The sequence below is a fragment of the Bacillus cereus group sp. N6 genome (assembly GCF_016483705.1).
In the GTDB taxonomy this organism is placed as follows: domain Bacteria; phylum Bacillota; class Bacilli; order Bacillales; family Bacillaceae_G; genus Bacillus_A; species Bacillus_A wiedmannii.
Window position 1 is genome coordinate 34,235 of record NZ_JAEHBI010000023.1, and the last position, 25,783, is coordinate 60,017.

Consider the following 25,783-nt stretch of genomic DNA (forward strand, 5'->3'; position numbering starts at 1 on the left):
CTTCCCCTTTTCATAAGTCTTCTATCATTATTTCTTATCTTTTTCAAGCAATTCAATCATTCGATCTAGCTTCTTATTCATATTAATTACATGTTGTTTTTTTGCAGCGCTGTTTTGCAATAATCTTCTAAGGAACAAATTAAATGATAGGAAAAACAAAACGATAAGTCCGATTACTAAACAAGTATATATCAATGTAAAAATATTACTTTCGAACAAATTCATTCAAATCCCACATCCTTCCTTTTTATATTTTATCACACAATTCTGTTTTTTAAAGTGATACATAATAAAAAGAGCACCTTTTACAGATGCTCTTCTTCATTAATTAATACGTAAATGTAATTGTCGCTAATGAATAATCTGCCATCGCACTATATGGTGCTACTTCATAAGATACACGTTTTGCACCTTTTGGCCAATTTATTTCATTTAACACTTTCTTTATATCTTGCATTGTTCCATCCATAGATTGCTTATATCGTACTTCTACCTTTTCTGGCTTAGAAGCGAATTGTTGCTGTAATTTTTTCTTAAATTCACTATAATTATCTGCCCCGTATTGTGCAGACAAATATTTTAAATTTGTTTCTTTTAACATTTGTTCATACGCAGCAGTCTTTGAACTACCCGTTTCTATTTTGTTTGTTAATTCATTAAAGTAACTTGCAGTTGCCGCCGGATATTTACTACGATCCCATTCATGATCTTTACTTAATTGCTCGTCAGACATATTAAAATATGAATATGTTACACGCCCAGCTTTATCTGGTACTGGATCATCCAATGTCGTATCAATGTGGTACCATTTGTTTTCAATGTTTACTAAATTCCATGCATGAGCTTGTCCATTCCCTGTGCCTGTTACAATATGATTTTGAATACCTGCTTCTTTTAACAACTCATACGTTAATAACGTATAGCCTTGGCAAACAGCAGAACGATTCGCTAATGCTTCATATGCTGTATACGCTTTATAAGACGTATCATAAGATACATGTTTTACAACATAATCGTGAATAGCTTTTACTTTCTCATGCTCATCCATCCCTGTTTTTACAATTGAACCGATAATTGCTTTTGCCTGAGATTTTACATATTGTGTTTGCTCTTTTGATTCACGGTATTTCACTTGCAATGTAAACGTATAGTTTCCTGGTAACCCTTTAATAGAATATTTAGTAGACGCTACATTATATTTTACATACTCATCTGCATCTACAATTTTATTAAACTCGCCATACAATTGGTCCATAACATTTCTAGCATTTCTATCTTTCGTTTTATATGTGATTGTAATATTTTCTTCTCGATTATCAACCTGTTTTTTTAATTCTTTTCGGAAATCATCTAATAGCTTTGCATCTGATTGTGTTGTCGCTACAGACGGATTCGTAGCTGCATAAGATACCGTTGACGCGTGTAAGCCTCCCATTACTATAGTTGAACAAAGCAGGGTAGCTGTCACATACTTACTTGTCTTTCTCATCTCGTCACTCCTTACATTCTATAACTATACGAAAAAGTATCGTATAGTTTCAGAGTATACAATACTTTTCCGTATAGGTCATATGAGATTATGCATATTTAACATTGTAAAAAGGTTGTTCTTTTTACAAGAACAACCTTTTTCATTAACAAGTTTGTAATACACAACACGCATTTTCAAAACGTCGATTTTTTAAGTCTTCATTTCCAATACAGAAATAAAGCATTCCTAAATCTCCCCACATCATATTACAATTTTTAGTATCTGAATCGATTTGGAATAAAAGCGTCATTTGCTGCGGGTCTATCCCCATATATTCTCCTGTCTCATATAATACTTCCTCTTGTACAGAGAATGGCTCACCAAACATTTGATGGTTATCATAGTTGTCTGGGATTAGTTCTTCAAGCAATTGTAAGAAACGATCTGAATCAGCCTCATCTTCAATGAAAAGCTCTGGCAATTTATATGTCAGTTCAAAAGTAGTTGCACACTGGTTATAATTTGTTTGCAATTCATCTGCTCTTCGTAATTGCTCTACAGGAACATCATAATAAAGTACACGCCCCGCTTCAGTTGGATTCACATCTTCTTCAAAGTAATTTTCAATGCTAAAGAAATATAACATCCCTGTCTTAGGAAGATTGTGACCCATACCAACATTTTGTAAATCATTTAAATTAAATTGAGCGATAAATTGTAATGGATTTCCTTTGTGCATTGGGTATTCCAATGTAGCTGGCAAGTCAGGAACTCCTCCCATTTTCGAACTACCTACCGCAACTGTTTCCTCCTGCTTTGGCACAACTTTTACACAAGGAAATACAGTGTGAATAAGTTCCTCTTTTAAATGTGTCAGCCCATATTTATCAATTAATACTTCAATTTGTTTATTCATAAATTCTCCTTATATTTACATACTTATTTGTATCATCGCACAAAAATTATACTCCATTCTTTGTAAAAACAACAAGCCTCCAAAAAAACGGGCTCTTCCTCCATACGCGAACAAGTTAAAAAAAGCATAGTATACATTGTTCCTACAAACACGATAGTTCATTATTTCTTCCAGTACATTTTCCCCTCGTTCATTTTTATTTTTAATTTAAGGAGGAATTCCACATGGGTTACGGATATAGTTGCGGCGGTTACGGTTACGGCGGTTACGGCGGTAGTTGTGGTGGATGTGGTTATGGAGGTTTCGCTTTATTAATCGTTTTATTTATCCTTCTAATCATCATCGGAGCTAGCTGTTGGGGCGGCTTTGTAGGCTGCTAGTAAATTTAAAAACTATTGCAAAAAAGCACGTACAATACGTGCTTTTTTGCCATTTTCAAATCTTTTATTCGAAAGGAAGTATGATTGATGAAGATTGATGGTGTTTTTGAAGGAGGCGGTGTACGCGGAATTGCGCATGTAGGAGCAATTTGCGCGTTAGCTGAAAAAGGCTATGAATGGGAGCGTGTAGCTGGAACATCAGCTGGTTCCATTATCGCTGCGCTCCTAGCAGCAGGATATTCTTGTTCAGAGTTAAAAACGATTATAACTGATATCGATTATAATAAATTTACGAAGAGAACCTTTATTGACAGAATCCCGTTTATCGGAAAAGGATTAAGCGCATGGACTACTCTTGGTATTTACTCTAATATTTTTATAGAAGAATGGATTGAAGAATTACTTCGCAAAAAAGGAGTTCACTTATTTACAGATTTACCTGATTTAAATAAGCTTAAAATTATCGCTTCTGATATAAGTAATGGCAAAATGGTTATCTTTCCCGATGACTTACCGAACTACGGATTTTTAAATTATCGCTTCTCTATTGCTAAAGCTGTAAGAATGAGTAGTACAATCCCTTTCTTCTTTGAACCGGTAAAATGGAGAACCCCTAAATGGAAGCAACCTTGTTATATGGTTGATGGAGGGATTTTAAGCAATTACCCAATTTGGATTTTCGACTCACCTTCCTCTCCTCGCTGGCCAACATTTGGATTTCATTTCGTAAAAGATGAGATTCAAGCTGATCCTGCCCATTATAACGAGCCTATCTCCATGTTCAAAGGACTTTTTAAAACAATGATGCAAGCCCATGATTTACGTCATTTAGATAAGGAATCAAAAGCAAGAACGATTACAATTCCAACAGGATCCATTACAAGTACCAACTTTGAGTTAACAAAGGAAGAAAAAGAGTGGCTTTACAATTCTGGTTATAACGCCGCAAATAAGTTTTTACAATCTTGGAACTTCAGACAATATATTGATGACTATAGAAACGGAAATCAGGACCGAAAAACAAATCGGTATTTCCGTCAACTTGACTCATAATACTATTATTTTTCATACGAGAACACGTAACGCTTTCAAAAAAAATAAGCCTAGTAATATCATAGATTACGAGGCTTATTTACTTCCTGCATAAATTATTATACGTCTCTTAAGGATACGTTAACCCTTTAGCTTCTTCCGCAGTAATAACGGTATATCGATTTCCCGTTCGTAACCCTAACAATTCTGCTTTTTCAATTGCATCCTGCTTCGTCTCCGCATAAGCAGCTAAATATTTTTCTCCATTAATAATTTGGCAAATTACGTATTGTTTCATTACTTTCTCCTCTTACTTTTTCATTAGTTGTGCAAGCTTTTTTATACCTATTTCAATTTCTTCTAACGTTGCGTATGAATAGGATAGACGCAAAAATTGGTTTGCACTTCTATCATACAAAGTACCTGGATTTAATAAAATCTTTTCTTTCAAAGCTTTGTCAAATAAGCTACGGTTCGAAACGGGTACATTCATATGTAACCAAATATAAAAACCACCTGTCGGTTCATACCATGTTGCTATATCACGACAATATTTCTCTAACATTTGCAACATAAAATCTCTACGTTTTTTCAACTTAGTTCTTACAAACTGTAAATGTTCATCATACAATCCATCTGCAAACCATTCCGCTGCAATTTGCTGGGATATAGAACTTGAACCATAATCTGTTTGCATTTTTATGTCTGCCAATCTTTGAATGACTGGCTCAGATCCAACAATCCATCCAATTCTTAATCCTGGACTAATGACTTTAGACATACTCCCAATATGTAGTACAATTCCGTTTTTATCATATGCTTTTAAAGGCTTTGAAACAGGCTCATCAAACCATAAGTCTTGGTACACCGCGTCTTCTATAATAGGCAAACCAATTTCGTTACATATTTCCATCACTTCTATTCGTTTCTTCGCATTCATACTAAAGTTCGTCGGATTATGAAAAGACGGAATTGTATATAAAATAGATGCATTAAATTGCTTCTTATATTTCGTAATATATGATGCATGTAAACCGTTCTCATCCATTGGTATACCAATTAAACGCATTCCTGCTGATTGAAAAACATTAAGAGAATATAAATAAGATGGTTTTTCTAATAAGATGGATGCCCCTTTTGGAAGAAGTCCCATAGAAATAAGTTGCAACGCTTGAATTGCTCCTGAAACAATTAATATAGAATCAGGAGTTACATCTATACCATGTCCTTTTAAATAGTCCGCAATTTTCTTCCTTAAATAGAAATTCCCTTTTGGTTCTTCATACCCAAGTATCATGCTCGACTTTAAAAGCTTATTCATAATATCTTTCATCTTTTTTTCAGGTAAAAGACTCGGCGCGAGCTCACCTGTTCCTAAACGAATTACATGCGGATAAAATTCAGCTTGATTAATCTCTTGAATAGCAGGCAGATTCGGATAATGAAGTCCTGTTTCTACATAAGACTGCCAGTTAGGCGGGGGCGCGTACGTTGAAGCATTCTCATTATTATTTACAACAATTGTTCCTTTCCTGCCATTCCCTTCAATGTATCCCTTTGCCACTAGTTCATCGAAAGCCATTACAATTGTACTCCGGTTCACACCGAATGTATGTGCCAAATCTCTTTGTGAAGGTAATTTCGTTCCAACAGTCCATTCTCCATTAACGATTCTTTCTTTTATATACGTTTCTATTTGTTTATACAGAGGAGTCGCTAGAGACATATTCGGTTTCCAAACAAATCTTTCCATCATATCACCTTATATTCTTTTTGGTTGGTAACCTCTCCAACCATATGGATGGATACAAATTTTCATTTCTTCTATACAATATACACTATCATACTGAATTAAAATAGGAGGTAATATGATGAGTGAAGCAATTATTCATGGTATCATTCTTGCATTTGGTCTTATCATTCCATTAGGTGTCCAAAATGTTTTCGTCTTTAACCAAGGTGCGAGCCAACCAAACATTTGGAGGGCAGCCCCTGTAGTATTAACTGCCTCTATATGTGATACGTTACTCATATTGATTGCAGTGCAGGGTGTCTCCCTTGTACTCCTTACTTTTTCTTGGCTAACTAACACGTTATATATAATTGGATTTTTCTTTCTCCTATATATGGGCTTTGTTATTTGGAGAAGTAACCCTTCCAACGATATAAAAAAAGAAAACAGTATGCCATTAAAAAAGCAAATCCTTTTCGCTGCATCGGTTTCGTTATTAAATCCACATGCAATTTTAGATACAATCGGTGTAATCGGAACAAATTCTATTCAATACATAGGAAGTGAAAAATGGGCTTTCACACTTGCAACTATTATCGTTTCGTGGATTTGGTTTATAAGCTTAGCTTTAGCGGGGAAATTTCTAAAAAGAATAGACTCAACCGGAAAGACAATCGTATTATTAAATAAATTTTCTGGCCTCATCATATGGGGCGTCGCGCTTTATATGTTAAAACAAGTTATGTATTCTTAATGAATGAAAGAGAATTGCATGTTACTGAAAACATCATGCAATTCTCTTTCAAATTATGAAGTAGGTTCCGGTTTCTGTTTTACGTTCTTTGCATCTTTTGCTGGTTTAATCCAAATCATTGCTATAACAGCACCGATACCAGCGAAAATACTTGTTACATAAAACACTTCATGGTCAGCACCTTTCATGAAAAAAGAGTATAGAGGTGGGCCGGCTGCTACACCGATAAATCGCATGGAACTATAAAAAGATGTAACCGTTCCCCTTTGCTCCTTTTCAATTCCTTGTGTAATTAGGGAGTCTAAACATGGGAGTGCCATACCAATTCCTATCCCCATGATAACGAGACAAAGAAGTAGTAAATAAATCCCTTTTATAAATAAAGGAATGATGACTGATGCAGCTGCCATTAAAAAACCAATATAAATACACTTCTTCATTACATTTTGATTATCTCCAATTTTTTTACCCGCCATATATGAACTAAGTGACAGTACAAGTAACGGGATAGCAAGTACACAACCTTTCCATATACCATGTATGTCATACTTTGATTCCAGTATCGTCGACAAATAAAAGAGAATTCCGAATAAAATAAGCATAATAATTGCACCTAATACAAAAATGGCAATTAACCATCTCCCCTTTTCTCGAAATGTAGAGATAATCGATTTTATAAACTCTTTAAGTGGTGGCACTTCTCCTTCTTGTTTCTTTGCCTTTACTAGAATAAGTAATAAAACAATTGATACTATGCATAAAACTGGAATTGCCCAAAATGGTAAGAACCATACAATGGCAGCAAGAGCAGATCCTAAAATAGGGCTCAGCACTTTTCCAAATGTATTGGATGTTTCAATGATTCCTAAACCTGTACTAACTTGTTTTTCATCCTTGTATAAATCACCAACACATGGTATAACAACTGGCATTGCACCAGCAGCACCAATACCTTGAATCGCTCTACCGACCAATATCCAAGTGTAGGGATTATCAACTTTCCATGATACCCAACCAGTTATCGCTCCTCCTATAGCCGCAATCAGCAAACTCGGAACCATTATCATCTTTCGTCCCCATCTATCTGATAAATAACCAGCAATCGGTATAAGAAGAATGGCTACGATAGAGTAAATTGTAATAATCATGGATACTTGAAACGATGAAATATGTAATTTCTTTTCTATTGTCGGTAGAATTGGAATGAGCATTGAATTCCCTAATGTCATAACAAGTGGAACTGATGCAAGCGCAATTAAACAACAGTTTTCTTTTTTTAACATGTTGGCTTCGGAACCCTTTCATCGTATATTTCTGACCATATAATAGCCCTGCTGGAACGTAATTTTTCATTCCACCAGGGCTATTACATCTTTACTACTTCCCATTTACAACAAAAGAAATTGGGGAAAATATAGTATTATTCCTATTCTTTGAATCCAGTTCGCAATATATTCATACCAATTAATTGAAAAAAAAGAAAGGAAGAATCCTTCCTTTCTCCTATAACCTTCTACAATTAGCGAGTATATCCGCCACCAAGTTGTTGTTCTGCCATCGCTACTAGACGTTTTGTAATTTCACCGCCTACAGAACCGTTTGCACGTGAAGAAGTATCAGCGCCAAGTTGTACACCAAATTCTTGTGCAATTTCATATTTCATTTGATCTAAAGCTGCTTGTGCTCCATGTGATGCTAATTGATTAGAGTTACGATTTCTAGCCATTACCAATCACCTCCTTATTTATATATAAATTGTGTTAAATTTTAATTTAAATACATGGTAATTTTTGGTTATTTATATTTTTAAAAAAAGAGTCTCTACAATGAGAGACTCTTACATCATTTTATATTAAGAAGTTACTACTTCTAAATTTCTATTTGTTAATACTTTCATTTCTTCTTTTAATATATCTTTCGCATTATGTCCAAACCATTCGAGTGAAGCAAAATGGTCAGTATCTCTCACTTCCTGAATAATCTCATCATAATTTACCACACCTTCAAATAATGGAACCATACCAATTCGACTTCCCGCTGCTGCATATACATTATTTGGTTCAAACACATGCAAATAATCTGCTGACGATATATTCTTAAAATGGTAATGTTGTATCCACGGCTTTAGTCGATGGAAGCTGTCTATTGGATCTGCACCAGACTCCCATATATGAAGAAAATCAAGGTTTATTTTCAAATTCGGATGATCTACTTCTCCTAATAATTCCAAAGTAGAAGGCAGCGTATCCGTTAACGTATTTGGATGTGTTTCTAAAAGTACATACATATTATGCTGAGCAAATACTTCACAAATCATGCGAATACGATTCACATACTCTTTTCTCTCCTGTTCCGAGAAACCTTCGCTACCTTTTTGTCCAGCAAACGTACGAATTTTGTTTGTTTTAAACCAATTAGCTAATATTGCAAGTTGTTCACATTTCTCTATCGTTTTTTCAAAATCTGCCGATAATGATATGTCTAAGTAATCACTTATCATCGTAATTTCCAAGTTTTTATCCTTTAAACAATTCAATTCTCGTTCTGTCGTTTCATACTCTTGCATATACAAATTTCGTGCATGAGTCCCCCACAATTCAATTCCTTTAAAACCGTTTTCATATGCAAATTGAACAATATCAGTAAATGAAATTAATTGATGACGAAAGGAAATAGTACATAATGAATATTTCATAGGTTTGAACTCCCTTATCTTAAATTCAGTTAGGTTTTTAAAATGCTAAGACAGACTCGTTTGTTTCCATTTCTTTCCACGATAAAAACTGTCTCTCTAATTCAGCCTTAATTTGCAGTTCAATTGCATTCATTTCATCCAACTTTTCAACAATTGATAATAACATGCCTTTATTATTCGTCATCGCCATTTTAATTGCTCGATACTGTACATTTGTAAATCCTTGTACAATATCCTCTACCCGATCACACCAATAATCAAACTCTTGCTCCGAATATTGCAACGTTTCACGGAAGTATGCAAAGGCATGTTCATAACTATATTTACGAATTGCAAGTACTGGTATTTGCTTCACTGCCGCTACAAGACCAGAAAGCGAATAACCTTCTTCTTCATTTGCCATTTTTATAATTAAATTTTTCAATTCCATAGTCAGTTCATTGTCATTTCTTTTGAAAGTTTCTATGAAATAACTCGCTACCATTTCTTCTGTTGGCTCCTGAATTTCTTCTACATCAATGAAATACCCTCCACCAAATGGGTTATCTTGAACAGAGTGAAGCACTTTTTCTCTTTCCATATTCCCTTCCCAGCGAAAATCAGGATCTAGCATGAACCATTCTTCATCTTTCTCTGTCTTCGATATCATTAAATAATGCGGAAACGGTTTTTGATGAAATTTATTTTCCCTCTCTGGCAATAGAGACATATCAACCATTACAATGACATAGCGATTTTCTGGCTTGTTTTCTACTAATTGTAAAAACGTTTCTACATTGCTATCTTTACCTTTTGCATGATCATACCATTCGTTCACTTTCATACCGTACAATTTTTCATACCATAATAAATAATTATCATGGTTAATATTTTCGGAGTGATACGAGATAATGCCGCCTTCTGTTATATCAAAATCTCCGTCCCATAATCCAAAATAAAATGGACGGAAATCTATATCGCTACACCTTTTTATAATTTCACAAAAACAACTCACTAAACAGTGAACTTTAATTGAAGTCATATTCTCATCCACTTTCCTAAAGGTTAATTATTCACATTTACTACTTATACCGGCTGTAACCCCTCCATAAAATCAAGCAAAGATCCTACAGTAAGAAATGCTTTTGGGTCTACCTCATCCTCTGGAACGCATAGCTTTACATCCATTTCTATGTAGACTATGAGTTGTAACATCATTACCGAATCTATATATAAATCTTGGTTTAAACGCATCGTTTCTTCTAAATGCGTTACATTTTTTAGCTCCATTTTTTCTGTCATAATTTTCAACACTTCATTTTTTAATGTTTCACGTCTCATGTTGTAACCTCTCCCATCTCTAGTAATTTTCTACTTACTTTTCCAGTTTTATTTTTCGGAATTTCAGTTACACTTTCAATCTCATGCGGAACTTTATAAGATGGTAAATGCTGCATACACCATTCTCTTATTCGCACTGGATCAACATGAGAGATTACTTTCGCTTTAACAACTTCGCCCATCACAGGATGTTTTCCCCGATATACAATTGCCTCTTGAACGCCTTCTAGTCGAAGCATTGTTTCTTCTACCTCTATCGGAAAGACTTTTAATCCTGAAACGTTAATCACATCATCCATGCGCCCCATAAAATGAAGACCATGCTCAGATTTATACCCCAAATCTTTCGTGAAAATTTCCTTATCTTTCATTTTCACTACGATTTCTTCGGGCATATTTTCATCTGAACCTATACTTATACTCGCATGAGGTAGTGGATTACCTAAATCTAAATGGCTTTTCATATCATGACATATACTAATACAACCTGCTTCAGAACAACCGTATTGCTGCATCATATATGTTGTCATTTCTTTTAGTTTATAAAATAATGCTTCTGGTAAAGGTGCTCCGGATGTCATAATTTTATGAAACTGAAACGTTCCTTGCGGGAAACTCCCCATAATATGTAACATAAGCGGTACTGCATAAATGATATGTTTTTCTGTATTGCGAACTATATTTAATGCGAATTTAGGGTTTTTATTCGTAATGATGATAGGTTTGCTTCCTCGCGTAATTGCAGATAACGTACCACATATTAGTCCGTATGAATGTGAAACAGGAGCCATAACGATCGGCACTTCATCTACTTCACAGTTTAAAGCTTCATTATAAGCAGTAATTTCTGTATCCACTTCCGCCCATGCTCTACGAATCAGTTTTGGTTCTCCTGTTGTTCCAGAACTATATTGCAATAAAGAAGGCTCTTCTAGTAAAGCGTTCACTACTTCTAATTTCGTAAAATCGGGATATTCTCCATATAATATCCCGATACAATTTGCACGCTTTGCCATTTCAATAGCCGTTTCTTTTGGCGTATCTTCATGTATAAGCAATACTGATGATTTCTTTTCTTTTAAGAAAAACACAAGCGTAATAATATCGAATGGATCTTTCAGACAAAGCGCGAATCTATTTCCTGCTGCTTTTTGAAATTGTTCCATTTCCTCATAAACTTGTAATCTCAAATCAAAATCACTTTTGCTATACTCTTGTTTATTAACGATTAGCATAATTTCCCCCTGTAACAACTGATTTTTGTTTGATAAGTTGTCTTGCTCTATACAATGGATTTGGAACTTCATGAACAAGCGAGTCCACATCCATATATAATCGTCGCTTCGTTAATTGCTCAGCATAGAATGTAGGAGTGTATAGCTGAATACTTTCAAATCTATCTTTCAAGTGTGGATATTTTCTAAAATGATTTTCAATTTCTTCGACAACTATCATCCAAAAAATTTCTTCTTTCCAATCATATTCGTCTGCAAGTACGAAAGCTAATTCTCCTACATTAAATAAGAACAGTGCATCTAATACCATCTCTTGTAAACATTCAATACGATCCATTTCAAAGAAATCATTCATTTTCCCATTCGCATACGTTTTATGCATTTTAGTAAAGTCTGGACATTTATTCATTTCTTTTAAGAATGGACGATAAAACTCAAGTCCTTCATGGAAATCCTTTAATGCAATACGGACAGGTAGCCCTTCTTTATGAACTAAAATCATATTTTGTCCGTGTGATTCTAATGCGATTCCATACTCTACAACAAGATGTATAACTGGTATGATCGCTTTTTGAATCAGTAATCGTAGCCAATTTTCTATCCCATATTTGTTTAACCATGCATCAATAACTGGTGTCCCGTCTTTCTCCTTTGCATATAAGCCGTTAAAGGGAACCGCATCCTCTTGCTCATCTAAATATTTATGAACGCTTTCACGCCAAATGCACCCTAATGAACCATATGTGGCTTTCTTATTCGTATCATACGTTACACTCGAAAATTCCTTTAACAAAATAATGCGCGATTCATCCCTTAAATAAGAATCCTGACTTACGACATCACTTAACCAATTCGATATAGCTGGTGCACTCACAACTGAATATGGTTTCAGCGTACGGAGTGTTGAAGTGTTAAGTATGTTCAGCGATAACTTTACATATGGTCTCTTTGGATTCGTAACATTTCTTAACGTCCTCATCGATTGTTGCGCGCAATAATCATCCGCTGATTGTCCTAAATAAATTATATTTTTATCCTGTATATGATCAGCGTAATTTGGAATGATGAAATTCTCCCACTGCCAAGGATGAACAGGTATAAACACGTACTGTTTTGGATTACATCCCGCACTGTGAATTCGTTCCATATACGTTTCTAATGTATGCGCGCCTATCTCACCTTTTAAAATATTGTCATAAATCACTTCATTTTCATAACCTACAGTCGCATACTTCTTATGAGCTGCAATCCATATAATTTTTATAGGTCTCATAAATTCATATCCATATTGAAAATTGTCACGATATTGAAACCCAATGCGTGCTTTATAGCTAGGATGATATGGATGACCGTCTATTAAAAGGCTTTCAAATTCATCGTATGATTTTCGAGTATATTTCACCTTATTATGTCTTTCATATTGTGCAACCGTGTCCTTAAATATCGTTTGTTCTAATTCGTGAATAAAAGAATCTAATTTCGTTTGTTCTACGTTAACAACTCGAAAAACTTCTTCTAAAAATTGCGAAACTGATTGTACTTCTTGTTTTTCCTCTTGAAATCTTACTATTAATGAATCTATAGAAATACGTCCAAATGTCATTCGTTCTCTTCCATAACATTCGTACGTGACACTTTTGTTGTCTTCATTGAGTCCTTCTATAAGAAAAAGAATTTGTTCTTCACTTTCTATACGAACTGGCGTAATGATTCCCTCATAAATTAACGATTCTACTAATTGACATAACACTCTTCTTCGCACTGAAATGTAATCTTCTGATTCAAGCGCTTTCAATATTTTCGTATGATACATGTCCACTCTCATAAGCCCCTCCACCTTATAAAAATACCATTATTTGTATTACGTGAAATTTTATCGTTATTTATGAACGGACAGCCACTTCTCTAACAAGCGGATTCTGTACCTGTACGTAAATTGCTTGTTCTAAAGGATTACTTAACTCGTCGACATCGAAAAATCTCGTTAATAAATTTGCTTTACATGCCAATTTACCCTCTTCTAACAATTCTCTTAAAAAGGTCGAAGGTTCACGATTATAAGGAAGGAATGATTCAAGTACCGATCTTAATTCCGAGAGCAGAATTTCCTCCTGAATTAATCCAGCTGTACCAAATCCGTTAATGAGTCCAAACATATGATTAAAAATTAAGTAGTAACGAAATCTTTCATCTACAATATAATCGTCATATAAATTTCCAGTACGTTCTCCAATACCAGCTAACTCATTATTAAGCATCTCTTTCATTGAATTACAGAAATAAAACCCTTGATTATCACGGAAATAATATTTTACCGGGTAACCGTCCTTTAGCTGAACAACACTATTTTGCTGATGCGCTTCTAACGCCACACCATAACGTAAGTACATCCATACCATTGGCTTTAAAGAAATATTCATATATCGTCTAAACCAATCTAAACTTACTTCTTCGCAGCTTCTACTTTCTACATCTGCTAGTCGATGTATAACATTCGATAAACGAGTGCGTTCCCCAGGTATAGCATCTTGCACTAGTCCAGCAATTAATGTAGCGTCGTTTGCATGTTCTCTATAAAAAGGATTCTCTCGTATAATTACTTCAAATCCGGATTCTTCTGCTCCGTAATTTAATGTAATAAATGCTGGATCACAAATAAAATCAAATCCTGGAAACTTCTCTAATACTTCACCAATTGCTGTATTTAGCATTTCCTTTCCTTCAAGACCACTCTCTAGTTCCTTCAATTTATTAATACGCATTGAATTTGTTACTTTTACTGGGAATGAAAACTTAAGCATATATTTTGATTGGGGATGATATAACGTCCTAAGTGATGATGTTGCCATATAATACTTACCGACAGGACCGATATATTCAAGTACTCCTTGATCTATCCAATCCTGTACGTATGATTGGTGTAATAGCCATTCTGCCTGAAGCGGATGAATTGGAAGTAATGAATATTCATCTTCATTACAATACTTCGATATAAATTCTTTACAAACCATCTCATCATTACGTAACTCTTCTTTTAGAATTACTGTTGTAGAATCTAACAATAATGATTTTTCATTTACTATATTTTTATGTGCCCTAAAATAATGAAGCTGACATTCTCCTTTTAATTCTGGAGAATACATTGCGCTTTTCCATTCCAAAATACCTTGTCTACTCTTTGGGGTTGGATGAGTTAAATGTCCAAATAATAAAGATTGCTCCGCTTCTATAAAGGATGTATGGAAACCGTATAATGCAGATGTATCTTCTATTCTCTCCTTTGTAAATTCTTCAATATTTTGACAACTACGAATAACTCGAAGCATAAGTTCAGCAGGATTCGTCCCTTCTCCGTAGTTGATAGACATCTCTTTTATTAAGAATGTAATAACTGTAACGTAATCTGCTTTTATAACATTCTTATTTTCTCCCATTTGATAATAAAATTGTTCTCCAAACAAATGGCGATCTGTTGCTGATTTATATATAACTTCTCCATACAAAGTAACGTTCTGCGCCGATAGCCGACAATATAAATATGTGGGGACTATATCTCTATTCAACGTATTACTGAAGATACTTTTCATTTTTTCATCCTCTGTAATCCATTCTCCACTCCCTGTTTCCCTTAAATAACAGTTTAAAAAACTTTGTAATGTTGCATGTTCTGCGATTTGTTTCGCATGCTGCATGTTGGTCCTCCTCTTTATATTAAAGCTATCGAAATTTTATATAATAAACAACAATTGAATATCGTTATCAACTATGATTCTAATTGATAATGATATTCAATTCAATAGTATATTTCAGAATTTTTTTATCTAATTTAATTTTTCTTGTTTTCTCTCTTTTCTTTAATCTAATTAATAATAAACAAGAAAAATTCTCTCTTTCAAACTACATACTTATTTATTTCATTAATAATCCCCTTCAAAATAGTTAAACAAAAGAGGTATACCTTAATTGGTATACCTCTTTCAAACATAAAGTTTACATAATAATATTATTTATATCTCTCCAACAATACGCTGTCTCTTCTACCTGTACTCGCTCTAAAAATTTTGTATCAATTTTTTCCGGATTAAATTTTTCATAAAAATTTTTAGAAGGATTATTCGTAACAACCCACACTAAAAGTGATTGCATATCATTGTTTATACATTCCGATAATAAAGCTTGAAATAACTTTTGTCCTATTTTCATTCCTTGATACTCTTGTAAAAGGTAGATTGCATATAATTCCCCATCACAATTATATGTACCACTTCTTTCCACTCCCCCGTCAATGAATCCGATTATTGTTTCATCTGACGTCTCTGCTACAAATCTATATTGGTATGTATCTTCTTGTTGAAAAATATTTTTCCATTGTTTTTCTCGTTGCTCATATGTTATATTTTCTAAAAATTCGTCAGCAAATATCCCTTTATATGTTGTTTTCCAGCTATCAACATGCACCTTGGCTATACCTCGTATATCATCTTTTATCGCTCTTCTAATATGTATTTCCATCATTTCTCCCCCTTGTTATTCATCATTATATCAATTTATTTCCTTAAAAATCCAAATAAAAAAAGAGTGAATGCACTTCACTCTTTTTATCACAATTATCTACTTTCCACTTCAACTGAAACAACACGATCAATCTCTTTTAGGGAACTGTATAACTCAGTTGTATATAAATCTTCTGGAGCTAAAATAACCATCTCCAATTGCTGGAATGCTCCATTATCAATATCTTTAATTTTCACTCGTTTCACATGCATACCTAAATTTTTAATTTGCTTAAATATACCATCTAATTCATGATGCTCTTTTACAGTAATTTTTATAGATAAGTCCTTTTGTCTTAATGAATAAGGGCCTGCAATTTTCACAATTTGCGGAAGTACGTTAATCGCTAAAATAATTAAAATCATAGCAACCGTCGCTTGTACATAAAATCCTGCTCCAATCGCAATACCTAAAGCTGAAGCAGCCCACACCATAGAAGCTGTCGTTAATCCAGAAATAACATCATTACTTCTTCGTAAAATAACACCTGCCCCAAGAAAACCAATCCCACTCACAATTTGAGCAGCAAGACGCATTGGATCCATATTTGTATGACCCGGTACAGAATAAACATTCACTGATTCAATTGAAACCATTGTAATTAAACAACTTGCTACAGAAATAACCATACTTGTTTTCACACCAAGCGGTTTATTCTTTAGCTGCCTATCTATCCCGATGAATAATCCTAAAAAGAGTGCTAAACCTAATTTGAATAAAAATTCATATGACATATTTCATTCTCCTTACTTTACAATGTTTCCCTTGGAACAATTCACTATAACTCTTTTATGATATCAATTCCAGTCTTTTCTATTCATTTAACGTAAAAAGCCGAAAAAACATTTGTAACGATGTTTCTCCGGCTTTTTATTATGCTTAAGATTCTTCTTTATTTCTGATCTTTAATCTTAATCTCTGCATCTTTGTAGAATGCTAATTTACTGTCATTATACTCTTTTGTAAAATTGTTAAATTGCTCTTTTGATTTTTGTGCTTCCACAGTTGATTCATTAACAGCTTTAACTTTTTCACCAATCTCTTTTAATTTCGTTTCTTTTACTTTTAATTTTTCATACAGTTCTTTTTCAGTCGCTAACGCCTTCGTATAATTTTCATTCATCTTTTGGAATGCATCATAACGGTTTTTATACGACTCTTCTACTGCTTTCGCTTGTTTTTGTAACTTCTTATCTTCAAGCTTCTCTATATTTCCTTGCACAGATTTTGTTTCTTTCTGAGCTTTTTCTAGCATTTCTTTTTCATTTTTCAATACTTTTTCACGGTCATCTACATTTGCAGTAGCTTGCTCTATTTTCTTCATAACAGCGTCATTATGATCTTTACCTTCTTGTAAAATTTGAGAATATAGCTCTTGACCTTCCTTCTCTAACTTCTCTAACTTCTTCGCTTCATCAACTAATGATTTTTCTTGTGTTGCCGCTGTTTCAAAAGCTGTATAAAGATTTTCTTCTGGTTTTTCACCGAAACAACCTGTTAATAGTCCTACTGATAGTGCTCCAACTACTGCTACTTTTCCATACTTCAACGTTCATTCCTCCATTACATACGGTTATCATGCCAGAAATTCACTGGGAAGTGACTCTCTTCATGATAAGCTTCAAACTCATAACCCTTTTCTTTTAACCCTTTTAAAATTGCTGGCACAGCAGCAACTGATTGTGGGTGAATGTCATGCATTAAAATAACTTCCTGTGGTTTTGTTGCATTTGTTATTACGTTTTGAGCAATTTGTGCTGCCGCTGCATCAACTTGCACTTTGTTATATCTCCAATCTAATGAATCAATTGTCCAATCCCATACTTTAAAACCGCCCTCTACCACTTTGTTTCGAAGACCTTCATTTAATCCAGGCATCGAACCGTATGGCGGACGTGTTAATTTAGGTGATTTTCCAATAATATTTGCGATTAAGCTTTGATCTTCTTTCATTTCATTTACATACTCGCCATTTTTATATAACTTTGCAAAATTATGTGTCATACTATGCATACCTACATAATGACCCTCTGCATTTTCACGTTTCACTAAATCTGGAAATTCTTTTACATTCGCTCCAATTAAAAAGAACGTCGCCTTCGCATCATGCTGTTTTAACATATTTAACAATTCAGCCGTATATTTCCCTGGGCCATCATCAAATGTAAGATAAGCAACTTTTCTTTCTTTCCCATTAAAACGACTTGGTGCCGTTTTATTCATTTCTACTTTCGGTTGTTCACTTGCAAGCTGTACTATGTTTTCTTGTTTTGCAACAGCCTTTGCTGGTGAAGTAATGGATTGAAACATGAAATACCCAATAGCTACTGCTGCAATCGCTATTAAAACGACTACTACTCGTTTAATTTTAAAAGCTTTTTCCATTCTATCGAATTCCTCTCCCTATTAATCTTATATATAAATCACCCAATATAATTATACATCTATTTATTTTATTACACTATATAAACAGATCTATATATGTATTATAATGGGAGTTTTATCAAAATAGTTGTTCCTATTCCTTCTTTACTTATAAAACTAAGTGTACCTCCATGAAGCTCTACCATTTTTTTAACGATAGCTAAACCAAGACCGGCACCTGTAGCATGGTTATTAATCTGGTAAAATGACTGTTCTATATATGGTAAATGCTCTTTAGCAATTCCAATCCCTTCGTCTTTCACCTTTATCACTGCTTGTCCTTCATTTTTAGTCGCTTCAATATATACTTTACCATTTTTATGTGAATATTTAATGGCATTTTGAACAATATTCAAGAAAACTTGCTTTAGCCTATTTCGATCTCCTATCAATTCAATTCGTTCTATAGTTTTGATGAATTGCATTTGCTTCTCTTCAGCATTAGGAGTTAATTGCCAAATCGTCTCCTCTAGTATATCGTATAATTGCACCTTTTGTTTATATAAATTAAAATGATTTGATTGTAATCTTGAAAAATCTAGCAATTCTTCTACTAAATGAATCAATCGGTCTGTTTCACCTGATATAATTCCCATGCCTTGCTTTATCTCTTCTTCCGTTAAATGATCTACCGTTTTTAACGTCTCACTCCAACCTTTAATTCCAGTTAAAGGCGTTCGTATTTCATGAGAAATCGAAGCAATAAATTCATTTTTCATCTGTTCCGCTTTTTCTATTTTATTAGACATATGATTTAAACTATGTGCCAACTCACCTAATTCACCAGGATAATCCTCTTTAATTTTCTTCTTTAATGTACCTTCTGCGATTTGTGAAGAAGCATGAATAATAGATTCGATAGGTTTAACAAACGAATTCGCTAATCGTCTACTGATTAAGAAGACAATTCCTGAAATAACAATGCCTACAGAAATAGTAAACACAATGATTTCGATAATCTTGGCATTTACATTCGTTAAAATAGTCGTATATTTCAAAACACCAATCGTTTGTCCTTGATGAATAAGCGGACTAATCACTTCTAATTGTTTCACATTGTCTTTCGTAGTAGTCACTTGATGATACATTTCTCCTTCTAGTAACGTATACGGAATAACTATTTTACCTTCTACCTTTCGTCCACTTGATGACTGTATAATCGTACCATGTCGATCAATTAATTGTAATTCTGTTCCTTCTAACTGAAAGCTCTCAATTATATCACCGCTGTATTCTTGCAACCGAATAAAGTATAGTGAATTGTATTCAGAGAAAAATCGTGTACTTGTCTTCGCATGAGATTCTATATATTGCACAATACCATTATAATAATAACGATAAATGGAGACTGAAAATACGACTTCAAATAATACAAGCATAAGTATAATGACCGTCATAAAATATAAAGTCACTTTTCTTTTCATCTCATACTTTCCTTCCACACATATCCTTTTCCCCACACAGTAAGAATAAATTCAGGTTCTGATGGATTACATTCTATTTTTTGACGTAACCGTCTCATATTTACATCTACTACTTTCGTCTCACCTACATAATTCGTTCCCCAAATCATATTTAAAATTTCATCACGCGAAACCGGCTTTGCAGCCTGATTCATTAAATACTGTAATATCATATACTCTGTAGGGGTTAGATCGACTAATTGTCCACTTTTATATAATCTTTCTTCTATAATATTTAACAAAAACGGGCCAGATGTGATCGTATTCGCTTTTTCATCATGTACTTCTATTCTTCTTAATAACGATTGTATACGTGCAGTTAATTCCACTGGACTAAACGGCTTTGCGATATAATCATCTGCACCAATTCCTAATCCTTGTACCTTATCTTCATCTTGCACACGTGCGGTTAACATAATAATACCGATTGTTTTATTTTCTTCCCGAATCGCTTTACAAACTTGAAAACCATCAATTCCTGGTAACATTACATCAAGCAATGCTACATCAACAGTATGTTCACATAATATCTGTAACGCCTCTTCTCCAGTACTAGCTTCTAATACATAAAATCCAGCACGTTTCAAATTTAATACGATAAAACTACGAATAGGCATTTCATCTTCTAAAACTAAAATTGTTGGCATACTTCCCACCTCCCTACTCTTGTTGATAATCCGCTAGCGGCTTTACATATGCTTTCACTTTTTCAAAATGTGGTTGTTTCGGTACGGCGTATACGTGAGAGGCCGTTTTTACTGCTGCCTCGTATCCTTTTATTTTGAACCATTCTTTCCGCTTAAATATATGGACTTCAAGCCATAGTTCATTTGTCGTAGTATCTATAAATTTTTGAACATCTGATACTTCTCGCTGAACTGGAACAGTTATTTTCCCAATTAACGCTTGCGGGATTTTCACAAAATAACCTTTCTCTATATTTACATATCTTTCTTCTATCGGTTTAATTCCATCTTCACTCCACTGAATATAACGTTCAAACATCGTACTCTCTCCGTACGCTACCTCTTCCCAACCTTTTGGACGCACTGTACGAACAAATTCAATAATGCCGTCTTCATTTATATCTTTGCTTTCAACTACATAATCATTGAATAAATCTTCTTTTCCATCTATAGGTAGTGGCTCATAATGACCCTTATCAAATTTTGCTACATATGTTATCCCTGAATGAGCGCCAACACCTGCGTCAATTACAACCGCCTTTAGTGATTTAGAAATGCGGCCCATTTGTATTCTTTGGATGCTATTTATAAATGGATCGAATGACGCTTCAGATAAAGTCTTAAATTGTTCCATGAACTCAACTGTCAATTTCTCATCTTTTTCATACGTAACAAGGCTTATATCTTTCAATCCATTTTTATTTAGATCCTCTATGAATAACTTCGTATAACTTCGATTATATATTCCCTTCATATCTTCATTTTCTTCTGAAAAAACATACATAACATGTTCTAACGATTCACGACTTACAGAAATTCCGATTAATAACTCTCGCTTCCCGTTCCCTGTAAAATCACCGACTTCAACGATATCTACATCTCCACCATCAAATTTTTGCGTGGATTTTACTTTCCAGCCATTTCCGACTTCTTCATATACAGCTAAATATACGCTATGATCTTCATTCGGCAATTTATAAAATAAGATGGCTTCTTTCTTATTATCTTGTTTAAAATCCATTGACCAAATCATCTGTTTATCTTTATTAGACATTGGAGTAAGCAATCGATAATTTACAGGCAAATCTTTATCTATTTGCTCTTTTAGTTCATTAATCCATTTTTCATTGGCAGGAGCCCCCATTAAACTTGTTGGAGCTTCAGACATTTTACATCCAGTCAACATAAAAATGATTCCCATAATGCCTATCCATTTCTGCATATGATATCTTTCCTTATTACAGATTTTCATTATTTCTCTTTACTTTCTACTTCTCCAATATTCTCATACATATGAGTATAATTTTTCTAAAATAAAAAATCGTTACAGAAAAGTTACAAATCCATCTCGATAAAAAAAGATTGGCAAAGGCCAATCTTTTTTTATTATTCATTTCGAACTGGTTTTGGTGTTACACCTAGATGATCATTTAATTTTTTCGAAATATCTTTCACATTTTTTTCATTTGGAATGTAATAATAAATACCTCCGATACGTTTATCCGTACCTTCTATTTGCATTTTTTCCATTTCCAAATTAGATCCTGCCATATTTTTTGTAATGGCAATCATATCATCGAAAGTTAAGTTCGTTTTCATATTTTTATCAACCGCATCAAGTAAAGAGCCCATTTTGCTAATAGATTGGACAGACATTGCTTTTTTTGCAATTGCTTCTATTACAAGTTGTTGTCTTTGGCCACGCATTGCGTCACTATCAATTTTACGCGTTCTTGCAAGTGCAAGTGCTTGTTCTCCATTTAAATGTTGGAAGCCTTTTTCTAAATGAATCATACCTGCTTGGTCTTTACTATCTTGCTCTGTGAAAGTAACAGGTACATCAATATCAATACCACCAAGTGAATCGACAATTTGTACGAATGATTCAAAGTTAAACTTCACATAATAATCAACAGGAACATTTAAAAATCTTTCCACTGTATCTCGTGTACTTTCAACACCACCAAATACGTGTGCGTGTGTAATTTTATCTAATTTCTTTCTAGATGGAATATATACACGTGAATCACGCGGAATACTTACTAATTTTACTGATTTATCATCTTTATTAATTGTTGCTAATAAAAGTGCATCTGTTCGAACTGCTTCTCCGTATTGACTTTTTCGCATTTCACTACCATCTACACCCATAATTAAAATAGAGATGTTATCCTTTAAAGGCTCAACTTCTTTATCACGTTTTGATGATTTATCAATTTGTGCATACGCATCACTTACAACAGCTTTTGCTTTATTATATATTAATGATCCATATCCTACTCCTCCAAAAATAAGTAGGAAAAATGGAATTAAAATGAACCATTTTATTGACTTTCTTTTAGAACGTTTTTTATTGCTTCTCGTATTTTGTTCTAATTCAGAGCTCATCTTCATTCGCCTCTCTTTCTCTTTCCCTAGTATAATGTATGTCTAGCAATCTTCATATTGAATTTCCTTTCAAACACCTTACATTTTTGTAAGGTTACATGGTGAATCCAATATGTATTCCATTTCACATTATACTCTCGTGCTTATTTTTGGCAAGTCACTATTTTTCAACTTCAAAAATTTAACGCTTCGTAACATCCGAAATTACAGATTTATAAATTTATTCGTTTCGAACCCTTCAATTTTCACCTGAAAAATTAGTAATGCAACAATACATTTCATATTATCCCTCAAGCGGTGTATACATTGTTTTCTTCCCATGATTATAAATAACAGCGGATTTTGCTTTTAGTTTCGCCTTATCTATTTCTACCTCTTCATTTGAGAAATTCACAATAACTTTAATATCTTTTCCATATGAAGCAGATTGGACTAATTTATCTTCTGACAAATATGCAAAGTTCGTCATTTCTTCTTTTACTGCCTTTTCATGAACTTCATTCCAAACTTTCAGATGCTGCGTAATTTCTTGTTTATGCTTATTCCACTCTACTTCATCTAAATGGTATAACGGAGGAACATTATACAATAACTCATATAACATACGGTTTCCTACCTCATCTTTTACTTTCAAACTTCCCCATTCCCAGTGATGCGTTGTAATTACAGAATCGTTGTATACTAATTTATATAACGGTACCGAATATACTGGATTTAAATAAACTTGTTTATATTCTTCTTTCAACGGTACTTGTTTTGCATATTTTTCTGGAACATTTTGATTCGGTGACCAATATCCGCCCACATAATACGGACTTATTTTATTTTTCCTCATATCTTCATCGTCCCATTTAATAACCGGTGTTTCAATACCGTGAGCAAATGCAATCGTGCTACTTGCAAAGTCATTTCCACCTTCTGAACCAACTACCATACCTTTTTCTTGTGCAATATAATCCATGCGTTGCAACCTTGCTTTCAAATCTTGTTCTTGTGTTGTTATATGTTTGGCCGAATAGTCATCATAAATTTCACCTGTCGCATCACAATCAATAAACCATGAATTATATTTAGGTCCATTTTGTAATATATCGTTCATTCGCTCTTTTACACTAGGAAGAGATAAAGTTGGATTTAACTTTCGCCCTCTACCTAAAAAACCTTGCACTTTTTCTCCATTTTTCTTCGTCACAGTTGCCTCTTCATATAACGATGGATCATGAAAAGAAGCTGTATTCCAATTTTTATCAGCCTTTTCGTGAATAGAATGATAAGAATCATACGGACCAACTAAATATCCCATTTTCTTAGCTTCTGTCACGAAATCAGGCTGCATATACCCTTGTTCCCAGTTCGGTAACCCAATCCACGCATTGTCTATTCCTGCTGCTTTCATTTCCTTTATAATATCCGTTCCATCTGCCTTACCCCATTTACTTACTTCTTCAATCGCATCACCGAGCACCGACTTTAATACATGCTTATTTAAGTTATATAACTCCATCTTCGATAACTGATCCACGCCTTTGTTTAATAACTCACTAGCCTTCTGATCAACTTTTGGGAAAATATCCTCTTTATACAATTCCTTCATTGATAATACTTCATTTACATAACGCAAAATAACATTTTTTTGGTACTGATCAATGAAATCTTGTTTACTTACTTGCTCAAATACATTCAATTCTCCAGGCTCCGAACTATTCTTTTGAATAAGCTCTTTTATATGGCTAAACACAGGACTATTTATTTGTTCTCTTATCTTCGGCCAATTTACGTTACTGTCAGACAAACCATTTTGATTCCAAAAATAAAAATGAGCCGCACCATAAAGTTTTTCAATCTCTTTATTTTTTCTAGCCTTTTCTTGTAATGTTTTAAATTCACCTTTTCCAGTAATATTATCCTTATACAGTTTAGCAATACTGACTGCATCATTATTGGTCACATATAATTGAAATCCATATGTTTTATTTTTATTTATATTCGGGAATTCATGTATAAAATCAAATCCTATTTTCGGATCCGAATGAAATTTCAATTCATTATTAAACATATTGTTCGCAATATATACAATGGAATATTTCGAACCATTTAACGCAAAAAACTTCATAGAAAATGATTCAGCAAATGAATATGCATCATCCTTTAAAAACTTCTTCCAATTTTCATCATTACTCGGAATTTGCTTACCTTCCCATAACGGAAGTGTATAGTTTTCAGCTTGTACTTTCGGCCATGTGAAGCTTTCTGCACCAATTGATTCCACTTCAATATTTAGGTGATCTTTTTTCTTTTCTACATTCACTATTACTTTTTGATCTGGGTATTCCCATGATGTGCGCCCCTTATCTTTTTTCACATTCGACACCTTCATTTTCGGTAAAGGCTGTGACGCCTGTTCCTTTACACCATCATGTTCTACAGTTAACATGAAAGTCTCTGGATTTACATCGTAAGTAAACTCTTTATACGTCGCTTTCTTTACTTTAGACTCTTGTACAGCCTTGTTACCTTTTACATCACACCCGACTAAAGTCGAAAATGACATCGTTGTAAGAAGACATATTGCTATCATTTTTTTCATCTTCTGCACCTCCACCACTGAATATACAGGGGCTTTGTTACAGGAATGTGGCAAAAAAATAGAACCAGCATAACGCTAGCTCTATTTTGAGTATTATAAATAAATTTTTATGGATAACTTTAACCTTCTTAAAATATATGTAATAC

General features: G+C 33.8%; 25 protein-coding genes. 3 read left to right on the plus strand and 22 right to left on the minus strand.

The window, feature by feature from the left end:
* Window positions 1-27 precede the first annotated feature (27 nt).
* The 3 genes from JDS99_RS16915 to JDS99_RS16925 all read right to left on the minus strand — a co-directional run bounded on the left by JDS99_RS16915 (window position 28) and on the right by JDS99_RS16925 (window position 2,387).
* On the minus strand, window positions 28-225 hold the full coding sequence (locus tag JDS99_RS16915) for a DUF4083 domain-containing protein (protein WP_098856718.1): 198 nt from the start codon (window positions 223-225) through the stop codon (window positions 28-30).
* A 103-nt stretch (window positions 226-328) separates the two neighbouring features.
* Window positions 329-1,489 (minus strand): transglutaminase domain-containing protein, encoded by a 1,161-nt coding sequence (locus JDS99_RS16920; RefSeq protein WP_199695404.1) that lies wholly within the window; start codon window positions 1,487-1,489, stop codon window positions 329-331.
* Window positions 1,490-1,634: 145 nt separating this feature from the next.
* Window positions 1,635-2,387, minus strand: coding sequence for a YwqG family protein (locus JDS99_RS16925; protein ID WP_088063091.1), 753 nt, complete (start codon window positions 2,385-2,387; stop codon window positions 1,635-1,637).
* 224 nt (window positions 2,388-2,611) lie between these two features.
* On the opposite strand from JDS99_RS16925, the gene JDS99_RS16930 reads away from it, so the two are divergent.
* Both JDS99_RS16930 and JDS99_RS16935 read left to right on the plus strand, forming a co-directional pair.
* Window positions 2,612-2,767, plus strand: a complete 156-nt coding sequence (locus tag JDS99_RS16930; RefSeq protein ID WP_000540426.1) for a YjcZ family sporulation protein — start codon at window positions 2,612-2,614, stop codon at window positions 2,765-2,767.
* An 87-nt stretch (window positions 2,768-2,854) separates the two neighbouring features.
* Window positions 2,855-3,820, plus strand: coding sequence for a patatin-like phospholipase family protein (locus JDS99_RS16935; RefSeq protein WP_000686805.1), 966 nt, complete (start codon window positions 2,855-2,857; stop codon window positions 3,818-3,820).
* Between the two features lie 109 nt (window positions 3,821-3,929).
* Here the strand turns inward: JDS99_RS16935 and JDS99_RS16940 are convergent, their stop codons facing one another.
* Both JDS99_RS16940 and JDS99_RS16945 read right to left on the minus strand, forming a co-directional pair.
* Complete coding sequence (locus JDS99_RS16940) at window positions 3,930-4,097, minus strand: DUF3933 family protein (RefSeq protein WP_087982849.1); 168 nt, start codon at window positions 4,095-4,097, stop codon at window positions 3,930-3,932.
* Between the two features lie 12 nt (window positions 4,098-4,109).
* Entirely contained in the window at window positions 4,110-5,552 is a 1,443-nt protein-coding gene (locus JDS99_RS16945) for an aminotransferase-like domain-containing protein (protein ID WP_088063088.1), read from the minus strand.
* Window positions 5,553-5,670: 118 nt separating this feature from the next.
* On the opposite strand from JDS99_RS16945, the gene JDS99_RS16950 reads away from it, so the two are divergent.
* On the plus strand, window positions 5,671-6,285 hold the full coding sequence (locus tag JDS99_RS16950; protein WP_048543181.1) for a LysE/ArgO family amino acid transporter: 615 nt from the start codon (window positions 5,671-5,673) through the stop codon (window positions 6,283-6,285).
* A gap of 53 nt (window positions 6,286-6,338) precedes the next feature.
* Here JDS99_RS16950 and JDS99_RS16955 read toward each other — a convergent pair whose 3' ends face one another.
* The 17 genes from JDS99_RS16955 to JDS99_RS17035 all read right to left on the minus strand — a co-directional run bounded on the left by JDS99_RS16955 (window position 6,339) and on the right by JDS99_RS17035 (window position 25,637).
* Complete coding sequence (locus JDS99_RS16955; protein ID WP_088063087.1) at window positions 6,339-7,568, minus strand: bacillibactin exporter BcbE; 1,230 nt, start codon at window positions 7,566-7,568, stop codon at window positions 6,339-6,341.
* Between the two features lie 236 nt (window positions 7,569-7,804).
* A complete protein-coding gene (locus JDS99_RS16960) occupies window positions 7,805-8,011 on the minus strand; it encodes an alpha/beta-type small acid-soluble spore protein (protein WP_000113545.1) in 207 nt (68 codons plus the stop codon).
* A 126-nt stretch (window positions 8,012-8,137) separates the two neighbouring features.
* Entirely contained in the window at window positions 8,138-8,980 is an 843-nt protein-coding gene (gene asbF, locus JDS99_RS16965) for a petrobactin biosynthesis 3-dehydroshikimate dehydratase AsbF (protein ID WP_088063085.1), read from the minus strand.
* A gap of 37 nt (window positions 8,981-9,017) precedes the next feature.
* Window positions 9,018-10,001 (minus strand): petrobactin biosynthesis protein AsbE, encoded by a 984-nt coding sequence (gene asbE, locus JDS99_RS16970; RefSeq protein ID WP_199695405.1) that lies wholly within the window; start codon window positions 9,999-10,001, stop codon window positions 9,018-9,020.
* A 44-nt stretch (window positions 10,002-10,045) separates the two neighbouring features.
* The gene (gene asbD / locus JDS99_RS16975) at window positions 10,046-10,300 is read right to left on the minus strand and encodes a petrobactin biosynthesis protein AsbD (RefSeq protein ID WP_098856714.1); all 255 of its coding nucleotides are present in this window, start codon (window positions 10,298-10,300) and stop codon (window positions 10,046-10,048) included.
* The gene (asbC, locus tag JDS99_RS16980; RefSeq protein WP_098088416.1) at window positions 10,297-11,535 is read right to left on the minus strand and encodes a 3,4-dihydroxybenzoic acid-AMP ligase AsbC; all 1,239 of its coding nucleotides are present in this window, start codon (window positions 11,533-11,535) and stop codon (window positions 10,297-10,299) included. Before asbC ends, asbD begins: the two co-directional genes overlap by 4 nt.
* Entirely contained in the window at window positions 11,522-13,360 is a 1,839-nt protein-coding gene (locus JDS99_RS16985) for an IucA/IucC family protein (protein ID WP_199695406.1), read from the minus strand. Before JDS99_RS16985 ends, asbC begins: the two co-directional genes overlap by 14 nt.
* A 58-nt stretch (window positions 13,361-13,418) precedes the next feature.
* The gene (locus tag JDS99_RS16990; protein ID WP_199695407.1) at window positions 13,419-15,227 is read right to left on the minus strand and encodes an IucA/IucC family protein; all 1,809 of its coding nucleotides are present in this window, start codon (window positions 15,225-15,227) and stop codon (window positions 13,419-13,421) included.
* 298 nt (window positions 15,228-15,525) lie between these two features.
* On the minus strand, window positions 15,526-16,047 hold the full coding sequence (locus JDS99_RS16995) for a GNAT family N-acetyltransferase (RefSeq protein ID WP_098856712.1): 522 nt from the start codon (window positions 16,045-16,047) through the stop codon (window positions 15,526-15,528).
* A 95-nt stretch (window positions 16,048-16,142) separates the two neighbouring features.
* Window positions 16,143-16,823 carry an MgtC/SapB family protein gene (locus JDS99_RS17000; protein ID WP_097889407.1) on the minus strand — a complete coding sequence of 227 codons (681 nt, stop codon included), beginning with the start codon at window positions 16,821-16,823 and terminating at the stop codon, window positions 16,143-16,145.
* 158 nt (window positions 16,824-16,981) lie between these two features.
* Window positions 16,982-17,638 (minus strand): YkyA family protein, encoded by a 657-nt coding sequence (locus JDS99_RS17005; protein ID WP_199695408.1) that lies wholly within the window; start codon window positions 17,636-17,638, stop codon window positions 16,982-16,984.
* Between the two features lie 14 nt (window positions 17,639-17,652).
* Window positions 17,653-18,474, minus strand: coding sequence for a peptidoglycan-N-acetylglucosamine deacetylase (locus tag JDS99_RS17010; protein WP_098856710.1), 822 nt, complete (start codon window positions 18,472-18,474; stop codon window positions 17,653-17,655).
* Window positions 18,475-18,575: 101 nt separating this feature from the next.
* Window positions 18,576-19,937: a sensor histidine kinase gene (locus JDS99_RS17015; RefSeq protein WP_199695409.1), complete on the minus strand. Its 1,362-nt coding sequence runs from the start codon at window positions 19,935-19,937 to the stop codon at window positions 18,576-18,578.
* Complete coding sequence (locus JDS99_RS17020) at window positions 19,934-20,623, minus strand: response regulator transcription factor (RefSeq protein WP_098856708.1); 690 nt, start codon at window positions 20,621-20,623, stop codon at window positions 19,934-19,936. Before JDS99_RS17020 ends, JDS99_RS17015 begins: the two co-directional genes overlap by 4 nt.
* A 13-nt stretch (window positions 20,624-20,636) precedes the next feature.
* The gene (locus tag JDS99_RS17025) at window positions 20,637-21,884 is read right to left on the minus strand and encodes a hypothetical protein (protein WP_098856707.1); all 1,248 of its coding nucleotides are present in this window, start codon (window positions 21,882-21,884) and stop codon (window positions 20,637-20,639) included.
* Window positions 21,885-22,048: 164 nt separating this feature from the next.
* Entirely contained in the window at window positions 22,049-23,050 is a 1,002-nt protein-coding gene (locus JDS99_RS17030; protein WP_098856706.1) for an LCP family protein, read from the minus strand.
* Window positions 23,051-23,333: 283 nt separating this feature from the next.
* Window positions 23,334-25,637: a glycoside hydrolase gene (locus tag JDS99_RS17035; protein WP_098856705.1), complete on the minus strand. Its 2,304-nt coding sequence runs from the start codon at window positions 25,635-25,637 to the stop codon at window positions 23,334-23,336.
* Between the last annotated feature and the right edge of the window lie 146 nt (window positions 25,638-25,783).

What these genes read in the sequence shown, in the direction of transcription:
- JDS99_RS17030 (WP_098856706.1), bottom strand. Translation starts at nt 23,050, where the DNA reads ATGAGCTCTGAATTAGAACAAAATACGAGAAGCAATAAAAAACGTTCT.
- JDS99_RS17010 (WP_098856710.1), bottom strand. Translation starts at nt 18,474, where the DNA reads ATGGAAAAAGCTTTTAAAATTAAACGAGTAGTAGTCGTTTTAATAGCG.
- JDS99_RS16940 (WP_087982849.1), bottom strand. Translation starts at nt 4,097, where the DNA reads ATGAAACAATACGTAATTTGCCAAATTATTAATGGAGAAAAATATTTA.
- JDS99_RS17025 (WP_098856707.1), bottom strand. Translation starts at nt 21,884, where the DNA reads ATGCAGAAATGGATAGGCATTATGGGAATCATTTTTATGTTGACTGGA.
- JDS99_RS17000 (WP_097889407.1), bottom strand. Translation starts at nt 16,823, where the DNA reads ATGTCATATGAATTTTTATTCAAATTAGGTTTAGCACTCTTTTTAGGA.
- JDS99_RS16930 (WP_000540426.1), top strand. Translation starts at nt 2,612, where the DNA reads ATGGGTTACGGATATAGTTGCGGCGGTTACGGTTACGGCGGTTACGGC.
- JDS99_RS16995 (WP_098856712.1), bottom strand. Translation starts at nt 16,047, where the DNA reads ATGGAAATACATATTAGAAGAGCGATAAAAGATGATATACGAGGTATA.
- JDS99_RS16990 (WP_199695407.1), bottom strand. Translation starts at nt 15,227, where the DNA reads ATGCAGCATGCGAAACAAATCGCAGAACATGCAACATTACAAAGTTTT.
- asbC (WP_098088416.1), bottom strand. Translation starts at nt 11,535, where the DNA reads ATGCTAATCGTTAATAAACAAGAGTATAGCAAAAGTGATTTTGATTTG.
- asbD (WP_098856714.1), bottom strand. Translation starts at nt 10,300, where the DNA reads ATGAGACGTGAAACATTAAAAAATGAAGTGTTGAAAATTATGACAGAA.
- JDS99_RS16925 (WP_088063091.1), bottom strand. Translation starts at nt 2,387, where the DNA reads ATGAATAAACAAATTGAAGTATTAATTGATAAATATGGGCTGACACAT.
- JDS99_RS17020 (WP_098856708.1), bottom strand. Translation starts at nt 20,623, where the DNA reads ATGCCAACAATTTTAGTTTTAGAAGATGAAATGCCTATTCGTAGTTTT.
- JDS99_RS16915 (WP_098856718.1), bottom strand. Translation starts at nt 225, where the DNA reads ATGAATTTGTTCGAAAGTAATATTTTTACATTGATATATACTTGTTTA.
- JDS99_RS17015 (WP_199695409.1), bottom strand. Translation starts at nt 19,937, where the DNA reads ATGAAAAGAAAAGTGACTTTATATTTTATGACGGTCATTATACTTATG.
- JDS99_RS16950 (WP_048543181.1), top strand. Translation starts at nt 5,671, where the DNA reads ATGAGTGAAGCAATTATTCATGGTATCATTCTTGCATTTGGTCTTATC.
- JDS99_RS16935 (WP_000686805.1), top strand. Translation starts at nt 2,855, where the DNA reads ATGAAGATTGATGGTGTTTTTGAAGGAGGCGGTGTACGCGGAATTGCG.
- JDS99_RS16955 (WP_088063087.1), bottom strand. Translation starts at nt 7,568, where the DNA reads ATGTTAAAAAAAGAAAACTGTTGTTTAATTGCGCTTGCATCAGTTCCA.
- JDS99_RS16945 (WP_088063088.1), bottom strand. Translation starts at nt 5,552, where the DNA reads ATGGAAAGATTTGTTTGGAAACCGAATATGTCTCTAGCGACTCCTCTG.
- JDS99_RS16960 (WP_000113545.1), bottom strand. Translation starts at nt 8,011, where the DNA reads ATGGCTAGAAATCGTAACTCTAATCAATTAGCATCACATGGAGCACAA.
- asbF (WP_088063085.1), bottom strand. Translation starts at nt 8,980, where the DNA reads ATGAAATATTCATTATGTACTATTTCCTTTCGTCATCAATTAATTTCA.
- asbE (WP_199695405.1), bottom strand. Translation starts at nt 10,001, where the DNA reads ATGACTTCAATTAAAGTTCACTGTTTAGTGAGTTGTTTTTGTGAAATT.
- JDS99_RS17035 (WP_098856705.1), bottom strand. Translation starts at nt 25,637, where the DNA reads ATGAAAAAAATGATAGCAATATGTCTTCTTACAACGATGTCATTTTCG.
- JDS99_RS16920 (WP_199695404.1), bottom strand. Translation starts at nt 1,489, where the DNA reads ATGAGAAAGACAAGTAAGTATGTGACAGCTACCCTGCTTTGTTCAACT.
- JDS99_RS16985 (WP_199695406.1), bottom strand. Translation starts at nt 13,360, where the DNA reads ATGAGAGTGGACATGTATCATACGAAAATATTGAAAGCGCTTGAATCA.